A 23,086-nucleotide genomic window follows, 5' to 3' on the forward strand; every position below is an offset into this window, starting at 1 on the left:
CAAAAAAACATAAATCCGACTGAATTACCGTAGATTAGTTTCATGATTACTTTTATAAAACAGAACAAATGAAGAAAAAACTTTTCGCTATTTTAATTGTCCTTTTCTCAACCAGCTTAATACTGGCACAACAAAAAGATACTAGATTATTAAATAAAAGTAGTGTTTTCAATGCTGACAAAGAATTCTTTGTTAAAACAAGCCATCCGGATGTTGTTATTTCTAAATCTTACCCTAATAATGACATAACCCTAACTGATGAAGAACTGGAAATAATTGAAGTTTTAGTACGTGGTTTGTTAGCAGACCACAATAAAGAGCAGGAAAAAGTATTTCTTGAAAAACAAACGAAGCACCCTGATATCTACAATAACCCGGAAGAATTTTTTATTTACCTGTCACAGTATCGCAGACAATATATTCCATCGCTCAATGAGAATGAAGAAAAAGTAGTTTGGGTAATTTGCTTTTGTAAATCTTCTGAGGTAAATAAACGCTGGAAAACACAAACAATATTAGTTAAAGATGGAGGGAATTGTTATTTTAATTTAAAAGTGAATTTAAGTAAAAAAGAGTGTTTCGATTTTAAAGTTAACGGAAGCGCATAAACCAGGTTTATAAAAAACGGATGAACAACTTCTGCTATCAACTTTAATAGCATTTAAATCTTGTTTTAACATGATGTTATTGAATAAAAACCAGAAAATATAGTACCTTTAAAGCATCTGTTTTTTCTTCATAAGAGCCTATGGTTTTTCGGTATATGATTACCATAAAACCTTATTTATAACATTCAATTAAGCAATGAGTAATAGAATATTAATTTTATATTCATCCGTTGACGGACAAACATTAAAAATCTGTAATAAAATATCCAAGACTTTACAACAAGAAGGGTTTACTGTTGATTTGTTTGAGGTTTCAAATTTTCAAGGAGATATTTCAAACTATTCTAAATTAATTGTTGGAGCCAGCATCAGGTACGGTAAACACCATAAAGAAGTTTCTTCATTTATTGATAAAAACTTAAAACAACTTAAGAATATTAAAACGGCGTTTTTCTCGGTAAATTTGGTTGCCAGAAAAGAGGATAAGAACCAGTTTAATACCAATCCTTATGTGATGAAATTTTTTGAAAAACAACAATGGAAACCAGATATTATTGATGTGTTTGCTGGTAAATTAGACTATGGCGCCTATTCGTTTTTTGATAAACTAATGATAAAACTCATTATGAAAATGACAAAAGGGCCAACAAAAACAGAATGGCCAATAGAATATACAGACTGGAACAGAGTTGATGATTTTATAATTAAAATTCTGAGATTATAGTTTGATTATGGTATGCTAATTGTAGTTAGGCAATTAACAGATGTTTTAAAGGTGCTTTTTTACGCAACCAATTCCTTTTTAAGACATCTTTAAATTAAAAAAAGAACACTTATGAAAAACCTTTTAATAGTCTTTTGCTTAGCCGTTTCCTCTTTATCATTTGCACAAAAAAACTTTATCGATCAACCTTATGTTGAAACCAATGCAAAGGTAGATACCTTAGTAGTTCCTGATAAAATATTCATTTCTATACTTTTAAATGAAGCTGATAGCAAAAACAAAACATCTGTTGAAGAGCAGGAAAAGACATTGGAGTCGACACTAAAAAAGCTAAAAATCAATACAGAAAAAGATCTTTCATTACTGGATTTGTCAAGTAATTTTAAAAACTACTTTCTTAAAGGACAAAATGTAGTGAAGTCGAAAATGTATTCATTGTTGGTGAATGATGCTGTTACGGCAGGAAAAGTATTAGCCGAACTTGAAAATGCCGGAATATCAAATGTTACCATTGAAAGAACAGAATACTCAAAAGCTGAAGATCTATTGTTGGAATTAAAATACAAGGCGGTTGAGAAATCACTGTTAACAGCTAAAAAACTGGCAAAACCCTTAAATCAAAACATAGGTAAAGCGCTTTATATTGCAGACGGCTATTCTATTTCTAATGCCTTACAGGGCCAAGCTGCAGGCATTCAAATTCGTGGCATGTCCAGTATGTATGAAGCTAAAGTAGCCGACCCCATTAATACCGAATTTCAAAAGGTTAAATTTGAAGTTTCAGTGAATGTGAAATATGCTCTTGAATAATAGCTGATATAATAACACCTAAATTTGGGTTTAAGTTTGTAGCTTTTTTTCATGTTTTAGTTTAAAGATTATTCATGACAATTTTTTTGTCTTTTCTCAAAATAAACTATTGGGAATTATATGTGTTGCACTAAAAACCAATACTATTAATGACTGACTCCCTGATTGCAATAACACTACCTATTACAACCACCGGAAGCGCAACACTTTGAATAATTGAATTTGTTTTATCATAAAGCTGAACTTTTTTTACAGTATTTGTATCTATTAATATATTACTATATTCATTGGCTCTAATCTTTTTTAAACCATAGTATTGCCCGTCATTAAAAATCTCAATTCTTGCGAACTTCTCTTTTTTACCATCTGTTTTAGTAACCTTAACCTTTAGTTCAGATTTCACAGCTTTATTTAAACTAACATTTGCTGCTTTATAAGTTGTGCAACTTTGAATAAACATTGTCAACAAAATAGTTAGTATAATAGCTTTTAATGAAGTTATCATTTTTTTCATGACCGTAGATTTAAATTAAACTCCTTCAATTAGTTATAAGTTATATCTAAAATAAAGTCTTCCAAATGATATGGATCAGATTACTTCTAATTTGTCCGTTTATGAAAGTTTGAAACTAAAGAAAAGAGAATTTAAATGTCACATGAAGACCAATAAATCAAGATGTTTTTTGTTTAGGATATTACGTACAATTTCTTTAACTTAAAGAAATTATATACAAACCTAAAAAACTTTGGTTGAGCAAGTTAGTTTGGAATAGTTTATGTGTATTAAAAATTTTACATATATAATGCATTCGAATCATTAATCTTAAAACATACCATTATGAAACTAAACAAGACCTCTTTTACTATTGCTTTCTTTGTTTTATTATTGACTCACACCGTATTTGGGCAAAAAATAACAGGAATAGTTTATGATGATAATAAAACGCCGCTTCCGGGAGCGTCTGTTTATGTAAAAGGTACACCCAAAGGAACCGCCACAGACTTTGATGGCAAATACGAAATTGAAATTGATGCTAAGCATCATATTTTGGTGTTTTCATTTGTAGGATTTAAAACTAAAGAAGTCAATGCTAAAGGTAAAACTGTAATCAACGTAACTTTAGAGCAGGATTCTGCTGCTTTAGAAGAAGTTGTAGTAGTGGGTATGGCTAAAATGGAGAGAAAATCTGCTGTAGGTGCTGTTGCGCATTTTGTTATTCCAAACAATGAAAGTTATGCCACTGTTAAAGAAAATGATTTTAAGGATGTGACTAAAAATCCGTTATCCACATTTTCTGTAGATGTTGATAAAGCATCCTATAGTAATGTGCGCCGACACATTAACAATGGAAATTTACCACCTACAGATGCTGTTCGAATTGAAGAAATGATAAATTATTTCAATTACGATTATCAGCAACCTAAAGGCGATGTGCCCTTTAGTATTAATACAGAATTATCAACTTGTCCCTGGAATAAAACCAACCTGCTTTTACACGTTGGATTACAGGGAAAAGACATACCTATGGAAGATTTGCCTCCTTCAAACATTGTATTCTTATTAGACGTTTCAGGATCTATGAATAGTCCTAATAAATTACCATTATTAAAATCATCATTAAAACTACTTTTAGAAAACTTAAGACCTGAAGATCGTGTGGCTATTGTGGTTTATGCCGGAAACTCTGGTTTGGTACTGCCTTCAACAAGTTGTAGTGAAAAGAAAACCATAATTGATGCACTGGAAAGCTTGAGTGCTGGTGGATCGACTGCTGGTGGTGCAGGTTTAAAATTAGCCTATAAGGTGGCTAACGAGAATTTCTTGAAAAAGGGAAATAATAGAATTATTATGGCTACGGACGGTGATTTCAATGTAGGTTTAAGTAGCAATTCTGAAATGGAACAGCTTATAACCAGCGAGCGAGAAAAGGGGATTGCGATTTCTGTTTTAGGTTTTGGTATGGGAAATTATAAAGATGATAAAATGGAAATTATTGCTGATAAAGGCAATGGTAACTATGCCTATATCGATAATTTATTAGAAGCCAGAAAAGTACTGGTTAGTGAGTTTGGTGGCACATTATATACCATTGCGAAAGACGTTAAATTTCAGCTGGAGTTTAATCCTGCTCATGTTTCAAAATACCGACTGGTAGGTTACGAAAACAGGCTGTTGAATGATGAAGATTTTGAAGATGACACCAAAGATGCCGGAGAGATAGGGGCAGGGCATACGGTTACTGCCTTATACGAGATAATACCTTCTAAAAATGATGAAAAAAATGACAGAGGTTTAAAATATCAGACATCAGAATTAACTAACCAGGCACTGGAAAGCAATGATTTAATCACGCTTAAATTACGCTACAAAAAACCGGATAAAAATAAGAGTTTACTCATTGAGCAATGTGTGAAAAAGACACCAGTAGCAATAAATCAAACTTCAGATAATTTTATGTTTTCAGCGTCTGTAGCAGAATTTGGAATGCTTTTAAGAAATTCAAAATATTTGGGAACCACTACCTGGGAATCAGCTTACAATTTAGCAAAAGAATCAAAAGGAAATGACGAAGAAGGTTACCGGGGGGAATTGATTCGCTTAATAAAAAGCGCAGAACTTTTAAATACTACTGTACAGGAGTAAATCTTAATTATTAGCTGTTATTTTACTGGGATTTTTCAACAAAATGTTTATCACTTTTAGTATATTTAAGTCATTGAAAATGAAGTGGTAATTGTTTGTTAATTAACTTTAAAATCCTTCCAAATGGCACAAATTAACCCCTATATCCATTTTAATGGAAACGCCGAAGAAGCCTTTACATTTTATAAATCGGTGTTTGGAGGTGAGTTTGCCATGTTGGTACGTTTTAAAGATTTTGAAAACTTAGATGATCAGGTATCAGACAAAGAGGCCAATAAAATAATGCATATAGCCCTTCCAATTGGTAAAACCAACGTTTTAATGGCTAGCGATACGCCGGAGTCTATGGGAAAACATAATGAAAACGAAACTCGAAGTAAAATTTCTATCAGTGCAGAAAGCAAAGAGGAAGCCGATAAGTTATTTAACGGACTTTCTGAAGGCGGAACTATAGAAATGCCAATAGCAGACAGTCCTTGGGGTTCTTATTTCGGAATGTTCAGAGATAAATACGGTATTGAGTGGATGGTTGATTTTGATGAAAAGCATAATATTTAATGTAGAGTTTTCAAGCCGTAACTAAATAAATCATTATAAAATATGAAAGCACAATTCTTAAAAACCATTAGAAATTCTGTTAAGCATTGGTATATTCCTCTTATTGTTGGTCTTCTATTTGCAGGCCTAGGCATCTATGCATTAATGTCTCCGGTAGAATCATTTTTAGCTTTAGCATTTATGTTTAGTCTTTCTTTTATATTTTCAGGCATAGGAGAAATTACTTTTGCAATGGCAAATAAAGATGAAATGGATAATTGGGGCTGGAATTTAGCATTTGGTATCATGACCTTTTTAATCGGTATACTATTAATGTCTAAACCAGAAATTTCGTTAGTAACCTTATCATTTTATATCGGATTTCTTATGTTGTTTCGCTCAATGATGGGGATTAGCTATGCCTTAGAATTAAAGCAATACGGCGTGTCGGACTGGACAAAATTAATGATTGTAAGCGTATTGGGTGTTGTGTTTTCTTTTATTTTAATTTGGAATCCGGTATTGGCAGGTATGACTATTATTTTCTGGATAGGATTAACATTAATAGTTGTAGGTGCATTTAGTATTTATTTATCCATAAAACTTAAAAAGTTAAATGCCATGCCAGGTAAAATTTCCGATGAGTTAAAAAGTAGATATGATGCTATTAAAAAGGAAATGCACGATGAAATGAATAAGACCTAAACAGGCCATATAAAATTGATAAACAAAAACAAAACAAAGCGCTACTTGAAAGGCGCTTTGTTTTTTATATTTATAAAACATTAATTTCCATAGACATAAAAGATTATTGTCTATTTCTTTTGTGGATTTAAATCAATCAACAACTTATGAAATCAATAATTGTATTGATAGCTGTATGCTTTGTGTTATTTTTCAACTGCAGTCACGAGGTTGAAAATCCTGAATTGTTAAAAAAGGTATTGATAAACTATTTTGATGGTATAAAAACGCAGGATTTAGATGAATTAAACCGATTAACTACTGAAGATTTTGTACTATTTGAAAATGGCCTAATCTGGACTAATGATAGTTTAGTACGTGAAAACCCGAAAATGAAGTCTGTTAAAAGGCATTGGCAATTCGATTTTAAAAGTGTAGAAATTAATGGCGATTATGGAGATATTGTATATTACAATCATGGCAGTTTTGTAATTAACGATTCCATATATCGCGAGATTGACTGGTTGGAGAGCGCCACGTTTAAAAAGGTAAATGACCAATGGAAACTCAAATTCCTGCATTCAACAGTTCGTAAGTAACTAACAGGATTTTCTTCAGAAAAATCATGGCATTTAAACACTTACAAATAGATTTTTAATTTTTCTATTGGTGTTTGTATTTATATTATAGGGAAGACTTAAGTATTTGTTTAGTTTTATCAAACAGGAAAAAAATCAACTTGTAGTTTCTGTTTGTGATCCAACTCAAAAATTAGAATCGGGACAAATCACCATAAAAGAAGAAATTAAAGGTATGGAATTCATTAAATCAAAAAACATAAATTTTCCTGGGAGTATGGAAAAAGGACAAGAAGTACAACTGATTTTTTCTAAAAAAGTAATCAGATATAATTTATATTTAAGTTCTAAATACGACTAATGAATTTATATAAATCCTACGAAACAGAACGTCTCATTCTTAAACCAACAACTGGAGAGGATGCTGCTTTTGTGTTAGAACTATTTAATACACCTAAATGGCTAGAATATATTGGAGACAGACAAGTAAATACCATTGAAGCTGCGAAAGATTATATTGAAAGTAAAATGATGCCTCAATTACAACGATTGGGCTATGGGAATTACACATTAATTCGAAAAACAGACCTTTGTAAAATTGGTAGTTGCGGACTTTACGACCGAGAAGGTTTAGATGGCATCGATATTGGTTTTGCCTTTCTTCCTGCATTCGAAAAGCTAGGATATGCTTTTGAAGCGGCTACTAAAGTGAAGGAATTAGCTTTATTTGAATTTGGACTAACAGAAATTCATGCCATTACAACAAAGGAAAATATAAGTTCACAGCGCTTGTTGGAAAAATTAGGATTAACATGTATGGGAATCATTAATATTCCTAATGACGATGAGGATTTGTTACATTATAAATTTTCAAAACAAAGCAATTTGTAATCATGATTATTCGAAAAATCCAACCAGAAGACAATCCGTTTTTAGCAAGTATTATAAAAAACACATTCGATGAACATGATGCTCCAAAATGTGGCACGGTATATTCAGATCCGACAACTGATCATTTGTTTTCATTATTTGATACAGAAAAATCAATATTATGGGTAGCGGAAGAAAAAGGTGAAATTTTAGGTTGTTGTGGTATATATCCAACCGATGGGCTGCCCGAAGGTTATGTGGAATTGGTTAAGTTTTATTTAGCTCCTTCAGCCCGAGGTAAAGGAGTTGGAACAAAGCTAATGGAGCAAAGTATAGAATCAGCTAAAGCCTTAGGTTATACCAATATATATCTGGAAAGTTTGCCTCATTTTGCCACAGCAGTAAAAATGTATACAAAATTAGGTTTTCAAACCTTAAGGGAGCCCTTAGGTAAATCAGGACATACATCATGTAACATTTGGATGAATAAAAAAATATAAGATTTAAAATTACCAATACCAACTAAACAAACCATGGAAATAGATTATATTTTTACTTCACGAAGACTTGGCTTTCGTAACTGGAGCACAAATGATTTAAATGAATTTGCTAAAATGAATGCCGATGAAGATGTGATGAAGCATTTTCCAAAGACTCTAACAACAAAAGAAACATCTGAATTTATTGATCGATTACAGGCCCATTTTGAAAAACACAGTTATAATTATTTTGCAGTTGACATTTTAGAAACAGGAGATTTTATCGGGTTTATAGGTTTGGCTTATCAAACTTATGAATCAGAGTTTACTCCGGCTGTTGATATAGGCTGGCGTTTAAAGAAAAAGGCTTGGGGTAGAGGCTATGCTACCGAAGGCGCCAAGCGATGTCTGGAATTAGCTTTTACAGAATTGAATTTAGATCAGGTTATAGCGACCTGCACCAGGCAAAATGTAAATTCAGAACAAGTCATGAAAAAAATAGGAATGAAAAAAGTTTCAGAATTTAAGCATCCTAAACTTAAAGAATACCCTGAATACGAAGTTTGTCTTTGCTATGAAATATCGAAATCTCACTGGAGTAAAAGCAATGGGTAGATTTGATTTATTTTCTTCGTTTGAGAAAAGGTTTCTTGAAGGTTTCCGACAAAGGGATTATGAATAAAAAACAATACGGCGCGAAGCCAACAGAAGCAGACATTTTAAAATACTCAAATAGCAAAAACTGGAAAGACGGTAAGTTTCAAAATCTTGAAGAAACATCCATGTCTATAAGCATTCAGAACATTCCGAAACTATTATACAAGCAATTTTGCAAAAAGGATGGCAGAGAACCTGCAAGTTTTATAGCTATGGATTCGTTTGATAGCGAGCAGTTTTTATCACCTTCGGAAACGATGAAATTTATCTGGTATGGTCATTCGGCAGTACTTATACGCATCAACAACAAAACTATACTTATCGACCCTATGTTAGGGGATAATGCCGCACCAATATCGCCATTTCCAATAAAGCGTTTTAGTAAGGACACGTTAAATTTAATAGATGAGTTTCCGGAGATTGATTTACTAATGCTTACCCACGATCACTACGATCATTTAGATTATAAAAGCATAAAAAAATTAAAATCTAAAGTGAAACAATATTTCGTGGCTTTGGGTGTAAAACGTCATTTAGTGAAATGGGGAATCCATGAAGAAAAAATAACAGAATTTGATTGGTGGGATGCAAAATCTATAGATGATATTCAAATAACCTTTACGCCAACCCGTCATTTTTCTGGAAGAGGATTAACGGATAGAGCTAAGTCTCTTTGGGGAGGCTGGACTTTTAAAACGGCCTCTGAAAATGTATGGTTTTCTGGAGATGGTGGATACGGTAAACATTTTAAAGAAATTGGAGAGCGTTTAGGACCGTTCGATTTTGCCTTCATGGAATGTGGTCAGTATAACGAAAACTGGCATTTAATACATATGTTCCCCGAAGAAAGTGTGCAGGCCGCTATTGATGCTGACGCCAAACATATCATGCCTGTACATTGGGCAGGTTTTGCTTTAGCTCAACACCATTGGCAACATCCTGTAGATGAATTTATAAAATCGGCTGAAGAAAAAAATATTCCTGTTAGTTATCCAAGGTTGGGAGAATTAATAAATTATAAAGATTACAAAAATTCCGTGTGGTGGAAGTAATTTTTGAATAAGGGTCTCCCATAAATGGGAAGTATATATTTAGGAGGATAATTTATAAAGCCAGAGGTTGTTGAAGGTTTACACCTTGTCGTCTATCGAAATTTTTCTGAATAAATAAAACACAAATAGTATTTTGTGTCTTACGATTAAGTAATGATTTATGCGAGTACTCAAAATAATTCAACTTGTTTTTATATCATGTGTTTTAACAGGTTGTATTAAAAAAACGGATAATTCCCAACCTAATATTGTTATCATTTATGCAGACGATATGGGTTATGGTGATTTGAATATACAAAATCCAAATTCAAAAATACCGACGCCTCATTTAGATAATCTAGCTAGTGAAGGTATACGTTTTACAGATGCACATAGCTCTTCAGGGATATGTTCTCCAAGTCGTTTTGCGCTTTTAACCGGCACATATCATTGGCGCAGGCAACATGGAATTGTTGGATCTTTTGGTAAACCGTTTTTTAAGGATTCTGATGTAACACTTCCTCAGGTATTAAAAACCAAGGATTACACTACAGCATGCATTGGCAAATGGCATTTAGGCTGGGATTGGCAGTTGAAACAGGAATCTCAATCAAAGGAGGGAAAAGTTAATGAGTATTTACCTGAAGATATAGATTGGAGTCAACCCATAAAAGGTGGGCCTTTAGATCGAGGTTTTGATTATTATTTTGGTGACGGCACCATTAATTTTCCACCATATACCTGGGTTGAAAACGACAAAGTTCTTGAAGTTCCAACAGAAACGATGACTCGTGAAAACATAGGTTTTGAAATTAAAGAAGGGAAATGGGAATTTCGTCCCGGACCAAGAGTCAAGGGGTGGAATCCTTATAATGTATTACCCACACTAACAAGGAAGACTACAGAATGGATTAATAAACAAAAAGGAAACCAACCATTCTTTTTGTACTTTGCTTTACCATCACCACATGCACCTATTATTCCTAATGATGAATTTGATGGAAAATCGAAGGCAGGCGCTTATGGCGATTATATGGTTCAAACCGATTGGGTTGTTGGACAAGTTTTGAAAGCTTTAAAGAATAATGGTTTTGAAGATAATACCATTGTTATTTTTAGTGCCGATAATGGCCCTGAACATTATGCCTGGCAACGTGCTGTAGAATACGATCACTATAGTATGGGAAAATTTAGAGGTTTAAAACGAGATGTTTGGGAAGGTGGACACCATGTGCCTCTTATTATGAAATGGCCAGATCATATTAAAGCCAGTTTGGTAACAAATGAAGTAGTTTCTCAAGTGGATATTATGGCTACGTTGTCAAAAATTGTCGGTGCCGATTTGCCTGATAAGGCAGCTCCTGATAGTTATAATCTGCTACCACTTTTAAATGGTGAAGAATACCAAAAGCCACTTCGCGAAGCAACAGTTCATAACACGTTTGATTCTAAGTGGGGAATTAGAAATGGCGATTGGATATATATAAATAGTTCATCTGGAGGACATCGTGATATGCCCGAAGCATTTAAAAATTCAACAGGATATACCGATTTCGACACTGAAGGCATCCTGTTTAATATGAAGAATGATCCAGAGCAACGTACTAATCTTTATAATGAATATCCCGAAAAAATTAAAGAATTAGAAGCGCTACTTGAAACATATCGCAACCAAGGATTTTCCGTTAATAGAACAACTACTAGCTCAAAATAATAACAAATTAAAATTCATGAAGATATTTTTTCTTAGTTTAAGCATAGCATTATTTGCTTTTAGCTGTGCCGAAAAGCATTCAAACGCGTTACAAATTCAAGAATTGCCAATAGATGGTGAAGTAGAAGGCAACCTTATTGTTGGGCCATCTGTTTTAAATGACCCTAACCGTTTTGTGTGGGGTGGTAGTGTTGTAAAAGGAGATGATGACAAGTTCCATATGCTATATTCCACATGGGAATGTGGTGATTCAATTCCATCTTTTTCGAATTCATGGGTCCTGCATTCTAAAATAGCATATGCCGTTTCCGATTATCCAGACAGAGATTTCAAATTTCAAAAGATAGTATTAAAAGGTAGGGCATTAGAAGGAGACTCAACAGCATGGGATGCACAAATGGTTCATAATCCTCATGTGAAGAAATTTAACAACAAGTATTATTTGTACTATGGCGCAGGTAAAGATCCCGGAGTTCAACCAACAGGTTCTAAGGGAGAACATGTCGACAAACGTAATCGCGTTCAGCAAAGTCAGTGTATCGGAGTTATTGAATTCAATAGTTTTGAGGACTTGATGAACGGAAAATACAAACGATTTGACACACCTCTTTTAACGCCAAGAACTCGTGTAAAACCGAACAATATTGTGATGCCGTCACCAGAAGGAACAGAGCCAAAACCAGATAATATTATAGTGGTTAATCCGTCGGTTGTTCAACGCCCTTCAGATGGAAAATACCTATTATTTTTTAAAGGAAACTTTTATAATCCGGGTTGGAGAGGTGTTCACGGTGTTGCAATTAGCGATTCTCCAACAGGGCCTTTTACAGCTACTGATGATTTTGTGTTTGATATTCGAAACGAAGACGGTACAATTGCCAGTGGCGAAGATCCGTATGTCTGGTATCATAAAACACATCAAAAATTTTATGTAGTTCTAAAGGATTTTACTGGTAAAATTACAATGGGACAACCCGGTTTGGCTTTATTAGAATCTGTAGATGGCATTAAATGGACGAAACCTGAAAAATCTTTCTTTATGAAAAAGGAAGTGATCCTAAAATCTGGAGATACTTTACATATGAATCGTTTAGAACGCCCTCAATTACTAATAGCTGAGGATGGTACGCCAGAAGTACTTTATTCTGCAGGAGCTTTAATTAATGTCAACCCTACACAAAAGGGTGAATCTTTTAATGTGCATATTCCGTTAAAATTAATTGAGAATTAATTACTTTAGATACTTAAATATTACAATTATAAAAGCATTTCTCCGGTTAGCCATTTCATCAGCATTTTTATCTACTGTTGTTGATCGTTTTGGTTTTAAAACTGAATTTAGAGCAAAATTGAGCGGCATATTGATATTGACTTTCGCATTATCTATGACCTTTTCTACAGGAATAAAAGGAGCTTTCGATTTCTCAGTGTTTACTGCTTCAGCCGCAGCTTTTGCTTTAAAGAACATAAAAGAAAAGCGTTGGGAATTAGATAGTTTGTTGCAAGACTAAAGATTATATAATAAGCCTGACATCACCAAGCTCTTCAATCCGATAAGGGAATTTATCTCCTGGCGAACCAATAAACATGAAATTTATGGGGATACGCCAGCGTTTAGAAAGTTCCTGAATTTTTTCAGGACCAAATTTACCGGGTTCTTCAATAAATTCAATATCAATATCTGGATACGCACGATCTAAAACTTCAACATCAATTTTAAGATTTTCGGAGACATGAGGTTGATTTCCTAAAACAGATACAATTTTTAAACGTCTTGTATTTTCGTTACTTTCAATGTATTGAAGTACTTTATTTAGAGTTGCGACATCGTCATGATTGGTGAAAAACACAAAATGCTGAGAATTAATTCTATGGATAGCGTGTTTTATTTTTACATTCAAATATTTAAAAATGGTTTTCTTTTCAGGGGTAATATAATCAAGAAAAAATAATACGGCTTTTAGAATAGTAATACGATACAACATAAACCCTATGACTAACATGGCTGGAATGAAATACTCTAAAAACACATTTAAATCTTCTGGATTTAAAATGATATTTCCAATTAAAGCTATACCTACACCAACAATCGCAATGAGCAATTGTGGCCAACCAGCAACTTCAGGTCTTGGTAATTTTTTACGATTCACTTTTAAAAGCATATTCCCAAAACTGAACAAAATCATAACACATAAAAAGGCAATAGTATAAATACCAGCAAGCGACTCCAAATTTCCTTCAGTGATTAACAGGATGGAGGTAGAAAGTAAAAAGAAAGCTATAAATATTAAATAAGAACTACCACGCTTGTTCTTTTTTAACAAGACTTTAGGCAGAATGCGATCTAACGCCATACGTTCAACTAAACCTCCTACACCTACATAAGATGTTAATACAGCGCCACTTAAAACCAAGGCGGCATCGATAGATATTAAATACAATAACCAGTTTCCACCGGCTAAATGCCCCATAAAAGACAATAGTGTATCTTCATGGGTTATAATGGTTGTCAGCGGAATTGTAGATAAGGCTAAAAATGCCAATAACGGATTAAATACGGTTACAATAATCCACATATTTTTTAAGGTTTTTCTAAAAACACCTTTTTTTTGTTCCTCCACATAATTTGCAGAACTTTCAAAGCCACTAATGCCCAACATAGCTGCTGCGAATCCCAAGAATAGGGCAGTAGCTATACTTCCTTTAACTGGTGCTTTGAAATTTTCAATAAATACATCAAACCCATTTGAAAATAAAAAGTATAAACTGAAAAAACATAAAATAACGAGCGAGCTTAAATGAAATATAAATATGAAAATGGCAACCTTAGAAGATTCACCGATTCCTAAAATCACTAATCCCATGAAAATAAATAATAAAAAAATGGTGGCATAAACAATAGGTATGCCGCTCCATAAACTATGTGCATATTTCACAGCTTCGCTTGAAGAGATTACCGCAGTAGCCATGTAAGATAATACTGTTAATGTTGCCGCAAAAGAAGCTGTAGATTTTTTTGTGGTATTAAGTAATGCATTATAAGCACCTCCGTTTAATGGTAATGCTCCGACAACTTCTCCATATATTTTTCGGTATAAAAATAAAATAGCAGAAACCAGGAGTAAAGAAATCCAGGCATATTGGCCGGCATAAACAATTGATAGAGCTGAAACATATAAACAAGAAGAACTAATGTCATTCCCACAAATTGCTGTTGCAGCCAATTCGTTTAACTGTTTTTTAGACATAATATGAGAATTTAGTCGGAAACATGAAATAATTCGCTCTAACTAATTTAAGGAATTTTCATCTCTTATATTGTTGTAAATGACACTTTTAATTATAATATTCTCCTATTTTAAAATATGAAAAAGAATCTTCTTGGTATCTAAATCAAACTATATTTCTAAATTTTGAAACATACATTATTAAGTAAATAATTAATAACAAACTGATTTAATGATGTTTATACATAAAATATATGTCGGTTTACAATACAGTTCATTATTGGCTGAGAATCGCTTATTTGAAAATAATTGCCCGCTAATAAGGAATAATAAAATTATAAGAATCCGGAATTCAAAATACCTATATAATATTTTGATATTAATATTTTAATTTTAATAGTTTTCATCGATAAGGTGAAAAATGATATTATTTTAGTAGTCTATTTCCTTCTCTCTGAGAATCGCGTATTTAAAAATTTATTAGCCTTTGTACGAAATATGAAAAATATGAGAAGCAGTAAGATTTCGTAATTTTCATAGTTTTACTCAATGTAAATCTATTTTTTATATAGAAAAAATAAATCATAACAAAATCAAATAAAACTCCATGTTTATAATTGGTTTTAACAATATGTCAAAACAAGGTCTTTGGTCTATAAAATAAAGCATTTCATATATTTTAACTTTTGGTTTATCTATTACCCATGGAAAGTATTTGCTATATAGTTACCTTTGTATATTCATTGCTTTTTCAAAATAAAAATTTAACCCTAGACATTATTTACTATGGCAACCGAAAAACAAAAGTCAAATTTATTTGGTTTCACTTTAAGAAATTCCATAAAACGACTTTTAATTATAAGTTTCAGTTTATTGCTATTAATTGTTGTATTACTTGCTGTTTCACCTTCAATTATTCGAAGTCAGCTTGAAAAAAATGGCAAAGAATGGGTGGGCAGAAAGTTAACTCTTAATGATTTATCCATAAACTATTTTACATCAACAGTGAAGCTTTCCGGTGCTACCATGTATGAAGCAAATGACCAGGATAAATTTGTTTCCATAGATAGTTTAATTCTGGATGTCGATCCACTGGAGTATTTTTCATCGTCAATAGTTGTTGAGCAATTATATATTAAAAATCTTTGGGTAAACATTTCTCAAAAAGACTCTATTTTTAATTTCGATGATTTAGTCGCTTTTTATACTACTGAAAATAAAAATGATACTGTTTCTATACAGAAAACCAAGGATGATGAAGCTTATTTGTTTAGTTTATCGGATTTTAGGTTAAATGGGGGAACTTTGGTGTATAATAATGAAGCTCATGAGGTTACTCAAACCTTAAATAATTTATCATTTTATTTGCCTCATGTCGAATGGGGAAGAGGTTCCAGTAATATGGATGCTTCCTTTAAACTTACCGAAGGAGGACGCTTTGGAATTGCTTCAGAATTTGACTCTAAAAAAGGAGACTATTTACTTCATGTAGAGATGGATAGCTTAGATATTTCAACATTTAAACCATACACAAAAGACTATTTAAATATTGGAGGACTTAAAGGTTTAGCCTATGGTAAATTTGATATTTCGGGTAATATAAATACTGTTAACACACTAACTATTCAAGGGACATCATCGTTAGAACATTTTGCGTTATCTGATGTTTCCGGGCGCACATTTTTAGGTGCCAATAAAATAGTTTGTCCAATAGAAAAGCTAATGCCAATGCAATCTTTATATCAATTAGGAGATATAAGCATTCAGGCTCCGGATGTTGATTTTGAACTATTTAAAGACTCAAATAATTTTTATAGGTCTTTCGGTTTAGATGAGCCCGAAATAAATGAAAATCCGCCCGTTTTGTCTGAAAATCACGAAGAAACACCATTACGTTACAGTATAAAGTCTTTACATGTAAACGATGGAAAATTAAAGTTTACAGACCACACAACGTCATCACCTTTTGTTTATAATTTTTCTAAAGCCAAGATGGATTTTAACGAAATAAAAAGTGATTCAGACTGGGTAAAAGGTAAAGCTTCAATGGTTTTAAACGAACGTGGACAATTAGCTGCCGATATTGGCTTTAATCCTAATGATGCTGCTATGAATATGAAGGTTAACTATGTGATTTCTAACTTCCAGCTTAGCGATTTGAATATCTATTCTATGGAATATACCGGATATCCAATTCTTTATGGAGACATGTATTATAAAGGCATTATAGATATCGATCATGGCAAGCTTAATCTGGAAAATAAATTAATAGTACACAACGCCGAAGTTGGAAATAAAAAGGGAAGTCCGTTTTACAATTTACCTTTAAAAGTGGCTCTGTTTATTTTAAAAGATAAGGACGGTGTAATAAATATGGATATTCCAGTACGAGGCGATTTAAACGATCCTCAAATAAATATTAAAAAAATTGTATGGAGTACTTTTGGTAAGTTTTTAGTAAAAACAGTAACCTCGCCTTTTAGAGCCTTATCCAACCTTATTAATGTAGATCCCAGTGATATTAAGGAAATAAATTACACTTATATGGACACCACGCTTGTTGGTAGACGTGAGCATCAGCTTAATTTACTTCGTAGATTAGAAAAAAGCAAACCCGGTTTAGATATAGAATTGGTGTATTTTAATGATAAAACCAAGCAACAGGAAGAAATAGCTAAGCAATTAGAACTTTTAGATACAATGAAAGTGGATTCCATTTCAAAAGCATTTGATTCGGTTCGAGTGGCAAGTATTAAAACGTATTTGGCTAAACAGTCTAACGACAGCACAAAGATTAAAATTACATTACCTTCATCTTCAAATTTAAAAAATATTGGAGCTCAGCCGGTATTTGAAATTAAGTATAAAATGGAAGGTCAGGAACAGCAGGATTTTGAAATAGAGGAGTAGGGTCCTTAAAATAAAAGCTATCAAAATCTTGATAGCTTTTATACCTAATAAACCAATTAAACTACAAACAAATTATTCTATAGGGAGTATTACCGTATCGATTACGTGAATAATTCCGTTAGAAGCAGAAATATCAGCTGCCAGGATGTTTGCTGAATTTCCTATTGCCATAATACTCAAGTCTGGATAAACATTAAAAGTAGCTTCGGGTAATAATGTTTCAATCGTGCGCATGCCATTTTTTGGAACTACGCTGTTTGATGCTCTACGACCTGTAGTTACGTGATATTGTAATACACTTAAAACAAGTTCAGCATCTAAATCGGTAATTCCTGTAATTTCTAATGCGTCATACAAAGCATTAAAAGCGTCATCATTTGGAGCGAAAACAGTGAGTTGATCCTTTCCGTTTAAAAATAAATCAACTAAACCGGCGCCAAGTTGTTCATCTACATACATCAAAGCAGCTACCAACTGCGTAAAACTTCCGTTATCAATTGCAATTGCAGCTATAGGATCTGAACCCTTTTTGGGCGCAGCTTTAGCTGTACTGTAACTTGAATTAGCCTCAATAATTTCATAAAGAGACACCGATGAATCATCTTGCATGATAGAAATTTCTTCTGAATTACAAGAGAACATAAAAAAGATTAGGGTTAAACAAATGACGATTTGGGGAGTTAATTTGTAAAATCGTTTCATCACTTATTTGTTTTAGTTAATACGCTAAAATTAAGCAATTTATTTTATTTGTTCAAGTTTTTTTTAAAAAAGTTAAACAAAATTAATAATTCAAATTTTAATCTATATAAAATCAGCTATATGACAATCTGTACCAACAGACTTCAATGATCAAATATATTAAGATAAAACACATATGATTTATGACATGAATTTCAATTTAATTTCATATTCAAACGACCACAACGTTGATTTACGGTATGCTAATCAGAATTTCAAAATCAAGGATTTATCGATGACACATTAAAAGTTTTGATAGTCATGACTGGAAAACTATCATAACACAAAAGAACTATAATTTATATTATGTAAAATAGAATATTTAAAACTACTCTATTTCAGAGGTTTGTAAATTATTTTTGTTTTTTTTTACATGTCAACGTCTATAATCAACATCTTATCGTAATTAATAGCAAAACAACAAACTTTAATTATGAGAAAAATATCATTAGTAGTATTATCTGCGATTTTATTATCGTCTTGTGTTTCTAAAAAGAAATATGTTGCTTTAGAAACAGAAAATGGTCAACTTAAAAGTGAATTAACCAAAACAAGAGTTGAAAACGAAGAATTAGAAGCTAAATTTGCCAAAATTCAACAAAGAGTTGATGAGTATAACAACAAAATTAATTCATTAACCGAAGAAAGTAATGCCAAAATGGTAAACGTTGATGGTGTTGTTATGAGTGAAGATGCTAAAGTTAAAATGCGTGAAACACTTAAAAATGTGCCTGCAGAATATTTAGTTGGTGCCACTACCCTTAAAGATTCAATGAATGCTGCCATTGCCTACAATATTAAAAATTCAGCTAACGATATTGACGAAAGTGATGATATTGCTGTAAAAGTTGAAGAAACTGTAGTAATGATTTCTATTTCAGATAAAATGTTATTTAAATCTGGAAGCTACAAAGTAACAGATAAGGCTGATGCTATTTTACAAAAAATTGCCGATGTAATCAATTCTGAAGAAAGCTTAGATGTTATGGTTGAAGGACACACCGATGATAAAAAGATGGTTGAAAATGCAGCTGTTAAAGACAACTGGGATTTAAGTGTATTACGTGCAACATCTGTTGTTAAGCGTTTACAAAACAACTTCGCTGTAGCTCCTGAAAAATTAATTGCAGCTGGTAGAAGTTTTTACCAACCTTTAGTTGATAATGATTCTGCTGAAAACAGAGCTAAAAACAGAAGAACAAGAATTGTTATTTTACCTAACATCGATAAGTTTTTTGCACTTATGGATGCAGAACAATAAAAAATATCTCTCTATTAATCCATTGTAAAAAAAGCTGTCTAAACCTTATTAGACAGCTTTTTTTCTTGTTTAAGATTTCGTCAATTTTAGATTAGAAAAGTCTTAAATCTTTATTAAAAAACCCGCCATTACTCAGGTTAAGCCTTTTTATCTGTTATATTTGTTAGCCTAAAAAATTGCTTTTACCATGAAATCCAAACCAAAAACAAAATCTGAGAAATCCAGATGGCAACTATTACACCAGTATTATAGTTATACCGGGTTTTACGGTTTTGTTTGGAATGCTGTAAAAAAAGCACTGCCTTATATTGTTTTAGCTGTTGCAGGAATTTATATTGTAAATCATTATTTTAATATTAACGATTTACTGGTTCAACTTACAAAAACACTACCTGTTTACGGAGTATTAAGCTTCTTTTTTATTTCCGAAACTTTGTTAGGATTGGTTCCTCCAGAAATTTTTATAGCCTGGGCAGGAAAAATGTATGCGCCTTGGGGATACCTAGTTTTACTGGCTATTTTATCGTATTCTGGCGGATTAGTTTCTTACTACATAGGCCGGGTTATCACTAAAATCCCAGCTATTCATAACTACCTGGAAGATAAAATGGAAAAGCAATTAAAAAACTCCAAAAAATGGGGTGGTTTCTTAATTGTTGTTGGAGCCCTACTTCCACTACCCTTTTCAATTTCGTGCATGGCAGCAGGAATCATTTCTTTTCCGTTCAGAAATGTAATGCTTTTTGGGTCATTGCGTTTACTACGCTTTTTAATCTATGGAATAGTAATTTTCCATGCGTTTTAAAAAAGTCTTAAAGTAACGCTCTATGTCATCATTGTGCATTATTTTTACAGGCAAAAATTTACACTATGTTTTCATTGCTTAACATTTTTAGAATCGTTGCCTTTTTAGAAGGTCTGTCATACATTCTATTACTTTTTATTGCGACACCTGTAAAATACATGCTAAATGAGCCTCAGTATGTTAAATTACTGGGTATGCCTCACGGTTTACTATTTATAGGGTATATTGTTTTAGCTTTTTTAATTAAACCTGATTTTAGCTGGAATGGTAAGCAATTTTCATTTATTCTATTTGCTGCTATTTTACCTTTCGGAACATTTTATGTCGATAAAAAATATTTAAAACCTGCTCTTTAATAATGTTTCAAAAAGAAACTGAAAATATTATGGAAACCACAGGGTTAGATCTTAAACACTGGCTCTACGATCATTTTGTATCATTAGGTCTAAGCGAAACCAATGCTAAATATTTAAACATGTTTGCGTTGCTCTTAGCTTTAGTGGTACTGGTTTTTATTATAGACTTTATTATAAGAAAGTTTTTAAGAGGGTTGTTTACGCAATTCGCGACCAGATCGAAAACAAATTTCGATGATCTTTTAATCACCAATAAAGTTCCAAGGAATATTGCCCACATCATTCCGCTACTTATCACTTTAGAGTTTGTTCCTTTAGTGTTTACCGATTTTCCTGATTTTGAAAATTTCGCAGAAAAAACATTACAGGTTTTTGCAATTGTTTTAACCTTATGGGTAGTTCGAAGCTTTTTAAATACTATTAAAGACTATCTAAAAACGCTGCCTAATTTTAAAGACAAACCTATTGCGAGTTATATTCAGGTGTTTATGATTTTTGCCTGGGTTATTGGTATATTTTCATCTTTTGCAATTGTTACAGGCATTCCATTTTATAAATTCATAACTGCTTTAGGAGCTGGATCGGCTGTCGTTATTTTAGTATTTAGAGATACTATTTTAGGATTCGTGGCCAGTATTCAGGTGTCTATAAACGATATGGTTCGTATTGGCGACTGGATTACATTTGAAAAATACGGTGCCGATGGAGACGTTATTGAAATAAGTCTGGCAACGGTTAAAGTTCAGAATTTCGATAAAACTATTACAACCATTCCAACCTACGCTTTAATCTCCGATTCTTTTAAGAACTGGCGAGGCATGACAAGTTCTGATGGTCGTCGTATTAAACGTGCCCTTTACATCAAGCAAAGCGGAGTGAAATATTTAGATGACACAGCGGTTGAAAAATTAAAAGGCATTCATTTAATCACTAGTTATTTAGAAAGCAGACAAGAAGACATTAAGTCGTTTAATGCTTCTCACAATATTGACAAGTCCATTTTACTAAACGGAAGAAACCTGACAAATTTAGGGGTGTTCAGAAAGTATATAGATTCATATCTTAAGCAACATTCTGCCATCAATAAAGATATGATGATTATGGCACGCCAATTAGCACCAACAACACAAGGTATTCCTTTAGAAATTTATGCGTTTAGTAGTGATAAACGCTGGGAAAACTACGAGTATATTATGTCTGATATTTTCGATCACCTGATAGCGGCACTTCCTTATTTCGATTTAAAAATTTTCGAATTGCCAAGTGATTCAAGTTTTAAAGGAAACTAAAATTGTTATGCTGAATTTATTTCAGTAACCACATAAAAAAAAGGTGAGTTCATAAGAATTCACCTTTCTGTTTTTATATAGAATTGATAGCTTAAATATTTGCTGCTAACCAGTCTCCTACTTCTTTAGTTCCGTAAGCTTTTCCTCCGTTAGCTAAATCTTCAGTTACAATACCTTCAGCTAAAGCTTTATTAACAGCATCTCTAATCGCTTGTCCCTCTTCAGGTAAATTAAACGCCGTTTCGAACATCATGGCTGCAGACAATACCGTTGCCATTGGATTAGCAATATTTAAGCCTGTAGCTTGTGGGTATGACCCGTGAATAGGCTCAAATAGCGCGATATCAGCACCCATAGACGCCGAAGGCATTAATCCCATAGATCCTGAAATTACAGAAGCTTCATCGGTTAAGATATCACCAAAAAGATTTTCTGTAATTAGCACATCGTAACTGTTTGGCCACTGTACTAAACGCATCGCAACAGCATCAACAAACTCGTAGCTTACTTCAACCTCTGGATAATCCTTTTCCATTGCCTGAACCGTTTCTCTCCATAAACGTGATGTTTCTAAAACGTTAGCTTTATCTACACAACACAATTTTTTAGAACGTGTCATAGCTAATTCGAAACCTTTTTTAGCTAAACGCTGCACTTCTTCACGCGTGTATACACAGTTATCGAAAGCTGTTTCACCTTCGTCTCTTCTTCCTTTTTCACCAAAGTAAATACCTCCCGTTAATTCGCGTAAAAACACTAAATCTGTACCTTCAATACGTTCTTGTTTTAAAGGCGATTTATCTAATAACGATGGAAATGTAAAGGTTGGACGTACGTTAGCGAATAAGCCTAATTTTTTACGCATCTTTAACAATCCTTGCTCAGGACGTACAGGAGCCGATGGATCGTTATCAAATTTTGGATGCCCGATAGCACCGAATAAAACTGCATCTGAAGTTGCACAAACTTCATGAGTTTCGTCTGGATAAGGTTCTCCTACAGCATCAATAGCTGCAGCTCCAGTTAAAGCCGGTCTCCAGGTTATTTCGTGTCCAAATTTTTTAGCTACAGCATCACTTACTTTTACTGCTTGTTCAATCACCTCAGGTCCTATTCCGTCACCTGCTAAAAGTGCTATATTAAATTTCATTTATTTTGTAT

23 protein-coding genes are annotated in these 23,086 nt (G+C 32.9%); 19 read left to right on the forward strand and 4 right to left on the reverse strand.

Annotated elements, in window-relative coordinates:
• Window positions 1–68 precede the first annotated feature (68 nt).
• The 3 genes from R1X58_RS13935 to R1X58_RS13945 all read left to right on the forward strand — a co-directional run bounded on the left by R1X58_RS13935 (window position 69) and on the right by R1X58_RS13945 (window position 2,142).
• Window positions 69–608 (forward strand): hypothetical protein, encoded by a 540-nt coding sequence (locus R1X58_RS13935; RefSeq protein WP_240574944.1) that lies wholly within the window; start codon window positions 69–71, stop codon window positions 606–608.
• Between the two features lie 196 nt (window positions 609–804).
• The gene (gene hemG, locus R1X58_RS13940) at window positions 805–1,332 is read left to right on the forward strand and encodes a menaquinone-dependent protoporphyrinogen IX dehydrogenase (RefSeq protein ID WP_240574945.1); all 528 of its coding nucleotides are present in this window, start codon (window positions 805–807) and stop codon (window positions 1,330–1,332) included.
• Window positions 1,333–1,443: 111 nt separating this feature from the next.
• The gene (locus R1X58_RS13945) at window positions 1,444–2,142 is read left to right on the forward strand and encodes an SIMPL domain-containing protein (RefSeq protein WP_240574946.1); all 699 of its coding nucleotides are present in this window, start codon (window positions 1,444–1,446) and stop codon (window positions 2,140–2,142) included.
• Window positions 2,143–2,272: 130 nt separating this feature from the next.
• Here the strand turns inward: R1X58_RS13945 and R1X58_RS13950 are convergent, their stop codons facing one another.
• Window positions 2,273–2,656 carry a hypothetical protein gene (locus R1X58_RS13950; RefSeq protein WP_240574947.1) on the reverse strand — a complete coding sequence of 128 codons (384 nt, stop codon included), beginning with the start codon at window positions 2,654–2,656 and terminating at the stop codon, window positions 2,273–2,275.
• Window positions 2,657–2,980: 324 nt separating this feature from the next.
• Between R1X58_RS13950 and R1X58_RS13955 the strand changes: the two genes are divergently transcribed.
• From R1X58_RS13955 to R1X58_RS14005, 11 genes are all read left to right on the forward strand, one after another.
• Entirely contained in the window at window positions 2,981–4,786 is a 1,806-nt protein-coding gene (locus tag R1X58_RS13955) for a vWA domain-containing protein (protein WP_240574948.1), read from the forward strand.
• Window positions 4,787–4,909: 123 nt separating this feature from the next.
• Entirely contained in the window at window positions 4,910–5,344 is a 435-nt protein-coding gene (locus R1X58_RS13960) for a VOC family protein (RefSeq protein ID WP_240574949.1), read from the forward strand.
• A 42-nt stretch (window positions 5,345–5,386) separates the two neighbouring features.
• Window positions 5,387–6,028, forward strand: coding sequence for an HdeD family acid-resistance protein (locus R1X58_RS13965; protein ID WP_240574950.1), 642 nt, complete (start codon window positions 5,387–5,389; stop codon window positions 6,026–6,028).
• A gap of 146 nt (window positions 6,029–6,174) precedes the next feature.
• The gene (locus R1X58_RS13970; protein WP_240574951.1) at window positions 6,175–6,606 is read left to right on the forward strand and encodes a nuclear transport factor 2 family protein; all 432 of its coding nucleotides are present in this window, start codon (window positions 6,175–6,177) and stop codon (window positions 6,604–6,606) included.
• A gap of 339 nt (window positions 6,607–6,945) precedes the next feature.
• Complete coding sequence (locus R1X58_RS13975) at window positions 6,946–7,476, forward strand: GNAT family N-acetyltransferase (protein WP_240574952.1); 531 nt, start codon at window positions 6,946–6,948, stop codon at window positions 7,474–7,476.
• 2 nt (window positions 7,477–7,478) lie between these two features.
• Window positions 7,479–7,955 carry a GNAT family N-acetyltransferase gene (locus R1X58_RS13980; RefSeq protein WP_240574953.1) on the forward strand — a complete coding sequence of 159 codons (477 nt, stop codon included), beginning with the start codon at window positions 7,479–7,481 and terminating at the stop codon, window positions 7,953–7,955.
• Window positions 7,956–7,988: 33 nt separating this feature from the next.
• On the forward strand, window positions 7,989–8,549 hold the full coding sequence (locus R1X58_RS13985) for a GNAT family N-acetyltransferase (RefSeq protein WP_240574954.1): 561 nt from the start codon (window positions 7,989–7,991) through the stop codon (window positions 8,547–8,549).
• 59 nt (window positions 8,550–8,608) lie between these two features.
• Window positions 8,609–9,643 carry an MBL fold metallo-hydrolase gene (locus R1X58_RS13990; protein ID WP_240574955.1) on the forward strand — a complete coding sequence of 345 codons (1,035 nt, stop codon included), beginning with the start codon at window positions 8,609–8,611 and terminating at the stop codon, window positions 9,641–9,643.
• Window positions 9,644–9,803: 160 nt separating this feature from the next.
• Window positions 9,804–11,336: a sulfatase family protein gene (locus tag R1X58_RS13995; protein ID WP_240574956.1), complete on the forward strand. Its 1,533-nt coding sequence runs from the start codon at window positions 9,804–9,806 to the stop codon at window positions 11,334–11,336.
• Window positions 11,337–11,352: 16 nt separating this feature from the next.
• A complete protein-coding gene (locus R1X58_RS14000; RefSeq protein ID WP_240574957.1) occupies window positions 11,353–12,567 on the forward strand; it encodes a glycoside hydrolase family protein in 1,215 nt (404 codons plus the stop codon).
• 154 nt (window positions 12,568–12,721) lie between these two features.
• Window positions 12,722–12,847, forward strand: a complete 126-nt coding sequence (locus R1X58_RS14005; RefSeq protein ID WP_317292993.1) for a hypothetical protein — start codon at window positions 12,722–12,724, stop codon at window positions 12,845–12,847.
• A gap of 3 nt (window positions 12,848–12,850) precedes the next feature.
• On the opposite strand, the gene R1X58_RS14010 is transcribed toward R1X58_RS14005, so the two are convergent.
• Entirely contained in the window at window positions 12,851–14,584 is a 1,734-nt protein-coding gene (locus tag R1X58_RS14010) for an APC family permease (RefSeq protein ID WP_240574959.1), read from the reverse strand.
• A 765-nt stretch (window positions 14,585–15,349) separates the two neighbouring features.
• On the opposite strand from R1X58_RS14010, the gene R1X58_RS14015 reads away from it, so the two are divergent.
• On the forward strand, window positions 15,350–17,473 hold the full coding sequence (locus tag R1X58_RS14015; RefSeq protein ID WP_240574960.1) for a DUF748 domain-containing protein: 2,124 nt from the start codon (window positions 15,350–15,352) through the stop codon (window positions 17,471–17,473).
• Between the two features lie 72 nt (window positions 17,474–17,545).
• Here the strand turns inward: R1X58_RS14015 and R1X58_RS14020 are convergent, their stop codons facing one another.
• A complete protein-coding gene (locus R1X58_RS14020) occupies window positions 17,546–18,175 on the reverse strand; it encodes a fasciclin domain-containing protein (RefSeq protein WP_240574961.1) in 630 nt (209 codons plus the stop codon).
• A 472-nt stretch (window positions 18,176–18,647) separates the two neighbouring features.
• Between R1X58_RS14020 and R1X58_RS14025 the strand changes: the two genes are divergently transcribed.
• The 4 genes from R1X58_RS14025 (at window position 18,648) to R1X58_RS14040 (ending at window position 21,925) form a co-directional block, all read left to right on the forward strand.
• Window positions 18,648–19,475, forward strand: coding sequence for an OmpA/MotB family protein (locus R1X58_RS14025; RefSeq protein ID WP_240574962.1), 828 nt, complete (start codon window positions 18,648–18,650; stop codon window positions 19,473–19,475).
• A 187-nt stretch (window positions 19,476–19,662) separates the two neighbouring features.
• On the forward strand, window positions 19,663–20,280 hold the full coding sequence (locus R1X58_RS14030; RefSeq protein WP_240574963.1) for a YqaA family protein: 618 nt from the start codon (window positions 19,663–19,665) through the stop codon (window positions 20,278–20,280).
• A gap of 65 nt (window positions 20,281–20,345) precedes the next feature.
• Window positions 20,346–20,636 (forward strand): DUF3817 domain-containing protein, encoded by a 291-nt coding sequence (locus tag R1X58_RS14035; protein ID WP_240574964.1) that lies wholly within the window; start codon window positions 20,346–20,348, stop codon window positions 20,634–20,636.
• Window positions 20,637–20,638: 2 nt separating this feature from the next.
• Window positions 20,639–21,925: a mechanosensitive ion channel family protein gene (locus R1X58_RS14040; RefSeq protein WP_240574965.1), complete on the forward strand. Its 1,287-nt coding sequence runs from the start codon at window positions 20,639–20,641 to the stop codon at window positions 21,923–21,925.
• A 91-nt stretch (window positions 21,926–22,016) separates the two neighbouring features.
• On the opposite strand, the gene leuB is transcribed toward R1X58_RS14040, so the two are convergent.
• Window positions 22,017–23,075 carry a 3-isopropylmalate dehydrogenase gene (gene leuB / locus R1X58_RS14045; RefSeq protein ID WP_240574966.1) on the reverse strand — a complete coding sequence of 353 codons (1,059 nt, stop codon included), beginning with the start codon at window positions 23,073–23,075 and terminating at the stop codon, window positions 22,017–22,019.
• Between the last annotated feature and the right edge of the window lie 11 nt (window positions 23,076–23,086).

The sequence above is a fragment of the Aestuariibaculum lutulentum genome, from assembly GCF_032926325.1.
Taxonomy (GTDB): domain Bacteria; phylum Bacteroidota; class Bacteroidia; order Flavobacteriales; family Flavobacteriaceae; genus Aestuariibaculum; species Aestuariibaculum lutulentum.

Excerpts from the sequence above, each read along its gene's own strand:
- R1X58_RS13985 (WP_240574954.1), top strand. The coding sequence starts at position 7,989 with ATGGAAATAGATTATATTTTTACTTCACGAAGACTTGGCTTTCGTAAC.
- R1X58_RS13950 (WP_240574947.1), bottom strand. The coding sequence starts at position 2,656 with ATGAAAAAAATGATAACTTCATTAAAAGCTATTATACTAACTATTTTG.
- R1X58_RS14010 (WP_240574959.1), bottom strand. The coding sequence starts at position 14,584 with ATGTCTAAAAAACAGTTAAACGAATTGGCTGCAACAGCAATTTGTGGG.
- R1X58_RS13960 (WP_240574949.1), top strand. The coding sequence starts at position 4,910 with ATGGCACAAATTAACCCCTATATCCATTTTAATGGAAACGCCGAAGAA.
- leuB (WP_240574966.1), bottom strand. The coding sequence starts at position 23,075 with ATGAAATTTAATATAGCACTTTTAGCAGGTGACGGAATAGGACCTGAG.
- R1X58_RS14020 (WP_240574961.1), bottom strand. The coding sequence starts at position 18,175 with ATGAAACGATTTTACAAATTAACTCCCCAAATCGTCATTTGTTTAACC.
- R1X58_RS14000 (WP_240574957.1), top strand. The coding sequence starts at position 11,353 with ATGAAGATATTTTTTCTTAGTTTAAGCATAGCATTATTTGCTTTTAGC.
- R1X58_RS13970 (WP_240574951.1), top strand. The coding sequence starts at position 6,175 with ATGAAATCAATAATTGTATTGATAGCTGTATGCTTTGTGTTATTTTTC.
- R1X58_RS13965 (WP_240574950.1), top strand. The coding sequence starts at position 5,387 with ATGAAAGCACAATTCTTAAAAACCATTAGAAATTCTGTTAAGCATTGG.
- R1X58_RS13995 (WP_240574956.1), top strand. The coding sequence starts at position 9,804 with ATGCGAGTACTCAAAATAATTCAACTTGTTTTTATATCATGTGTTTTA.
- R1X58_RS14035 (WP_240574964.1), top strand. The coding sequence starts at position 20,346 with ATGTTTTCATTGCTTAACATTTTTAGAATCGTTGCCTTTTTAGAAGGT.
- R1X58_RS14030 (WP_240574963.1), top strand. The coding sequence starts at position 19,663 with ATGAAATCCAAACCAAAAACAAAATCTGAGAAATCCAGATGGCAACTA.
- R1X58_RS13955 (WP_240574948.1), top strand. The coding sequence starts at position 2,981 with ATGAAACTAAACAAGACCTCTTTTACTATTGCTTTCTTTGTTTTATTA.
- R1X58_RS13990 (WP_240574955.1), top strand. The coding sequence starts at position 8,609 with ATGAATAAAAAACAATACGGCGCGAAGCCAACAGAAGCAGACATTTTA.
- R1X58_RS13975 (WP_240574952.1), top strand. The coding sequence starts at position 6,946 with ATGAATTTATATAAATCCTACGAAACAGAACGTCTCATTCTTAAACCA.
- R1X58_RS14025 (WP_240574962.1), top strand. The coding sequence starts at position 18,648 with ATGAGAAAAATATCATTAGTAGTATTATCTGCGATTTTATTATCGTCT.
- R1X58_RS14040 (WP_240574965.1), top strand. The coding sequence starts at position 20,639 with ATGTTTCAAAAAGAAACTGAAAATATTATGGAAACCACAGGGTTAGAT.
- hemG (WP_240574945.1), top strand. The coding sequence starts at position 805 with ATGAGTAATAGAATATTAATTTTATATTCATCCGTTGACGGACAAACA.
- R1X58_RS13980 (WP_240574953.1), top strand. The coding sequence starts at position 7,479 with ATGATTATTCGAAAAATCCAACCAGAAGACAATCCGTTTTTAGCAAGT.
- R1X58_RS13935 (WP_240574944.1), top strand. The coding sequence starts at position 69 with ATGAAGAAAAAACTTTTCGCTATTTTAATTGTCCTTTTCTCAACCAGC.
- R1X58_RS13945 (WP_240574946.1), top strand. The coding sequence starts at position 1,444 with ATGAAAAACCTTTTAATAGTCTTTTGCTTAGCCGTTTCCTCTTTATCA.
- R1X58_RS14015 (WP_240574960.1), top strand. The coding sequence starts at position 15,350 with ATGGCAACCGAAAAACAAAAGTCAAATTTATTTGGTTTCACTTTAAGA.
- R1X58_RS14005 (WP_317292993.1), top strand. The coding sequence starts at position 12,722 with ATGACCTTTTCTACAGGAATAAAAGGAGCTTTCGATTTCTCAGTGTTT.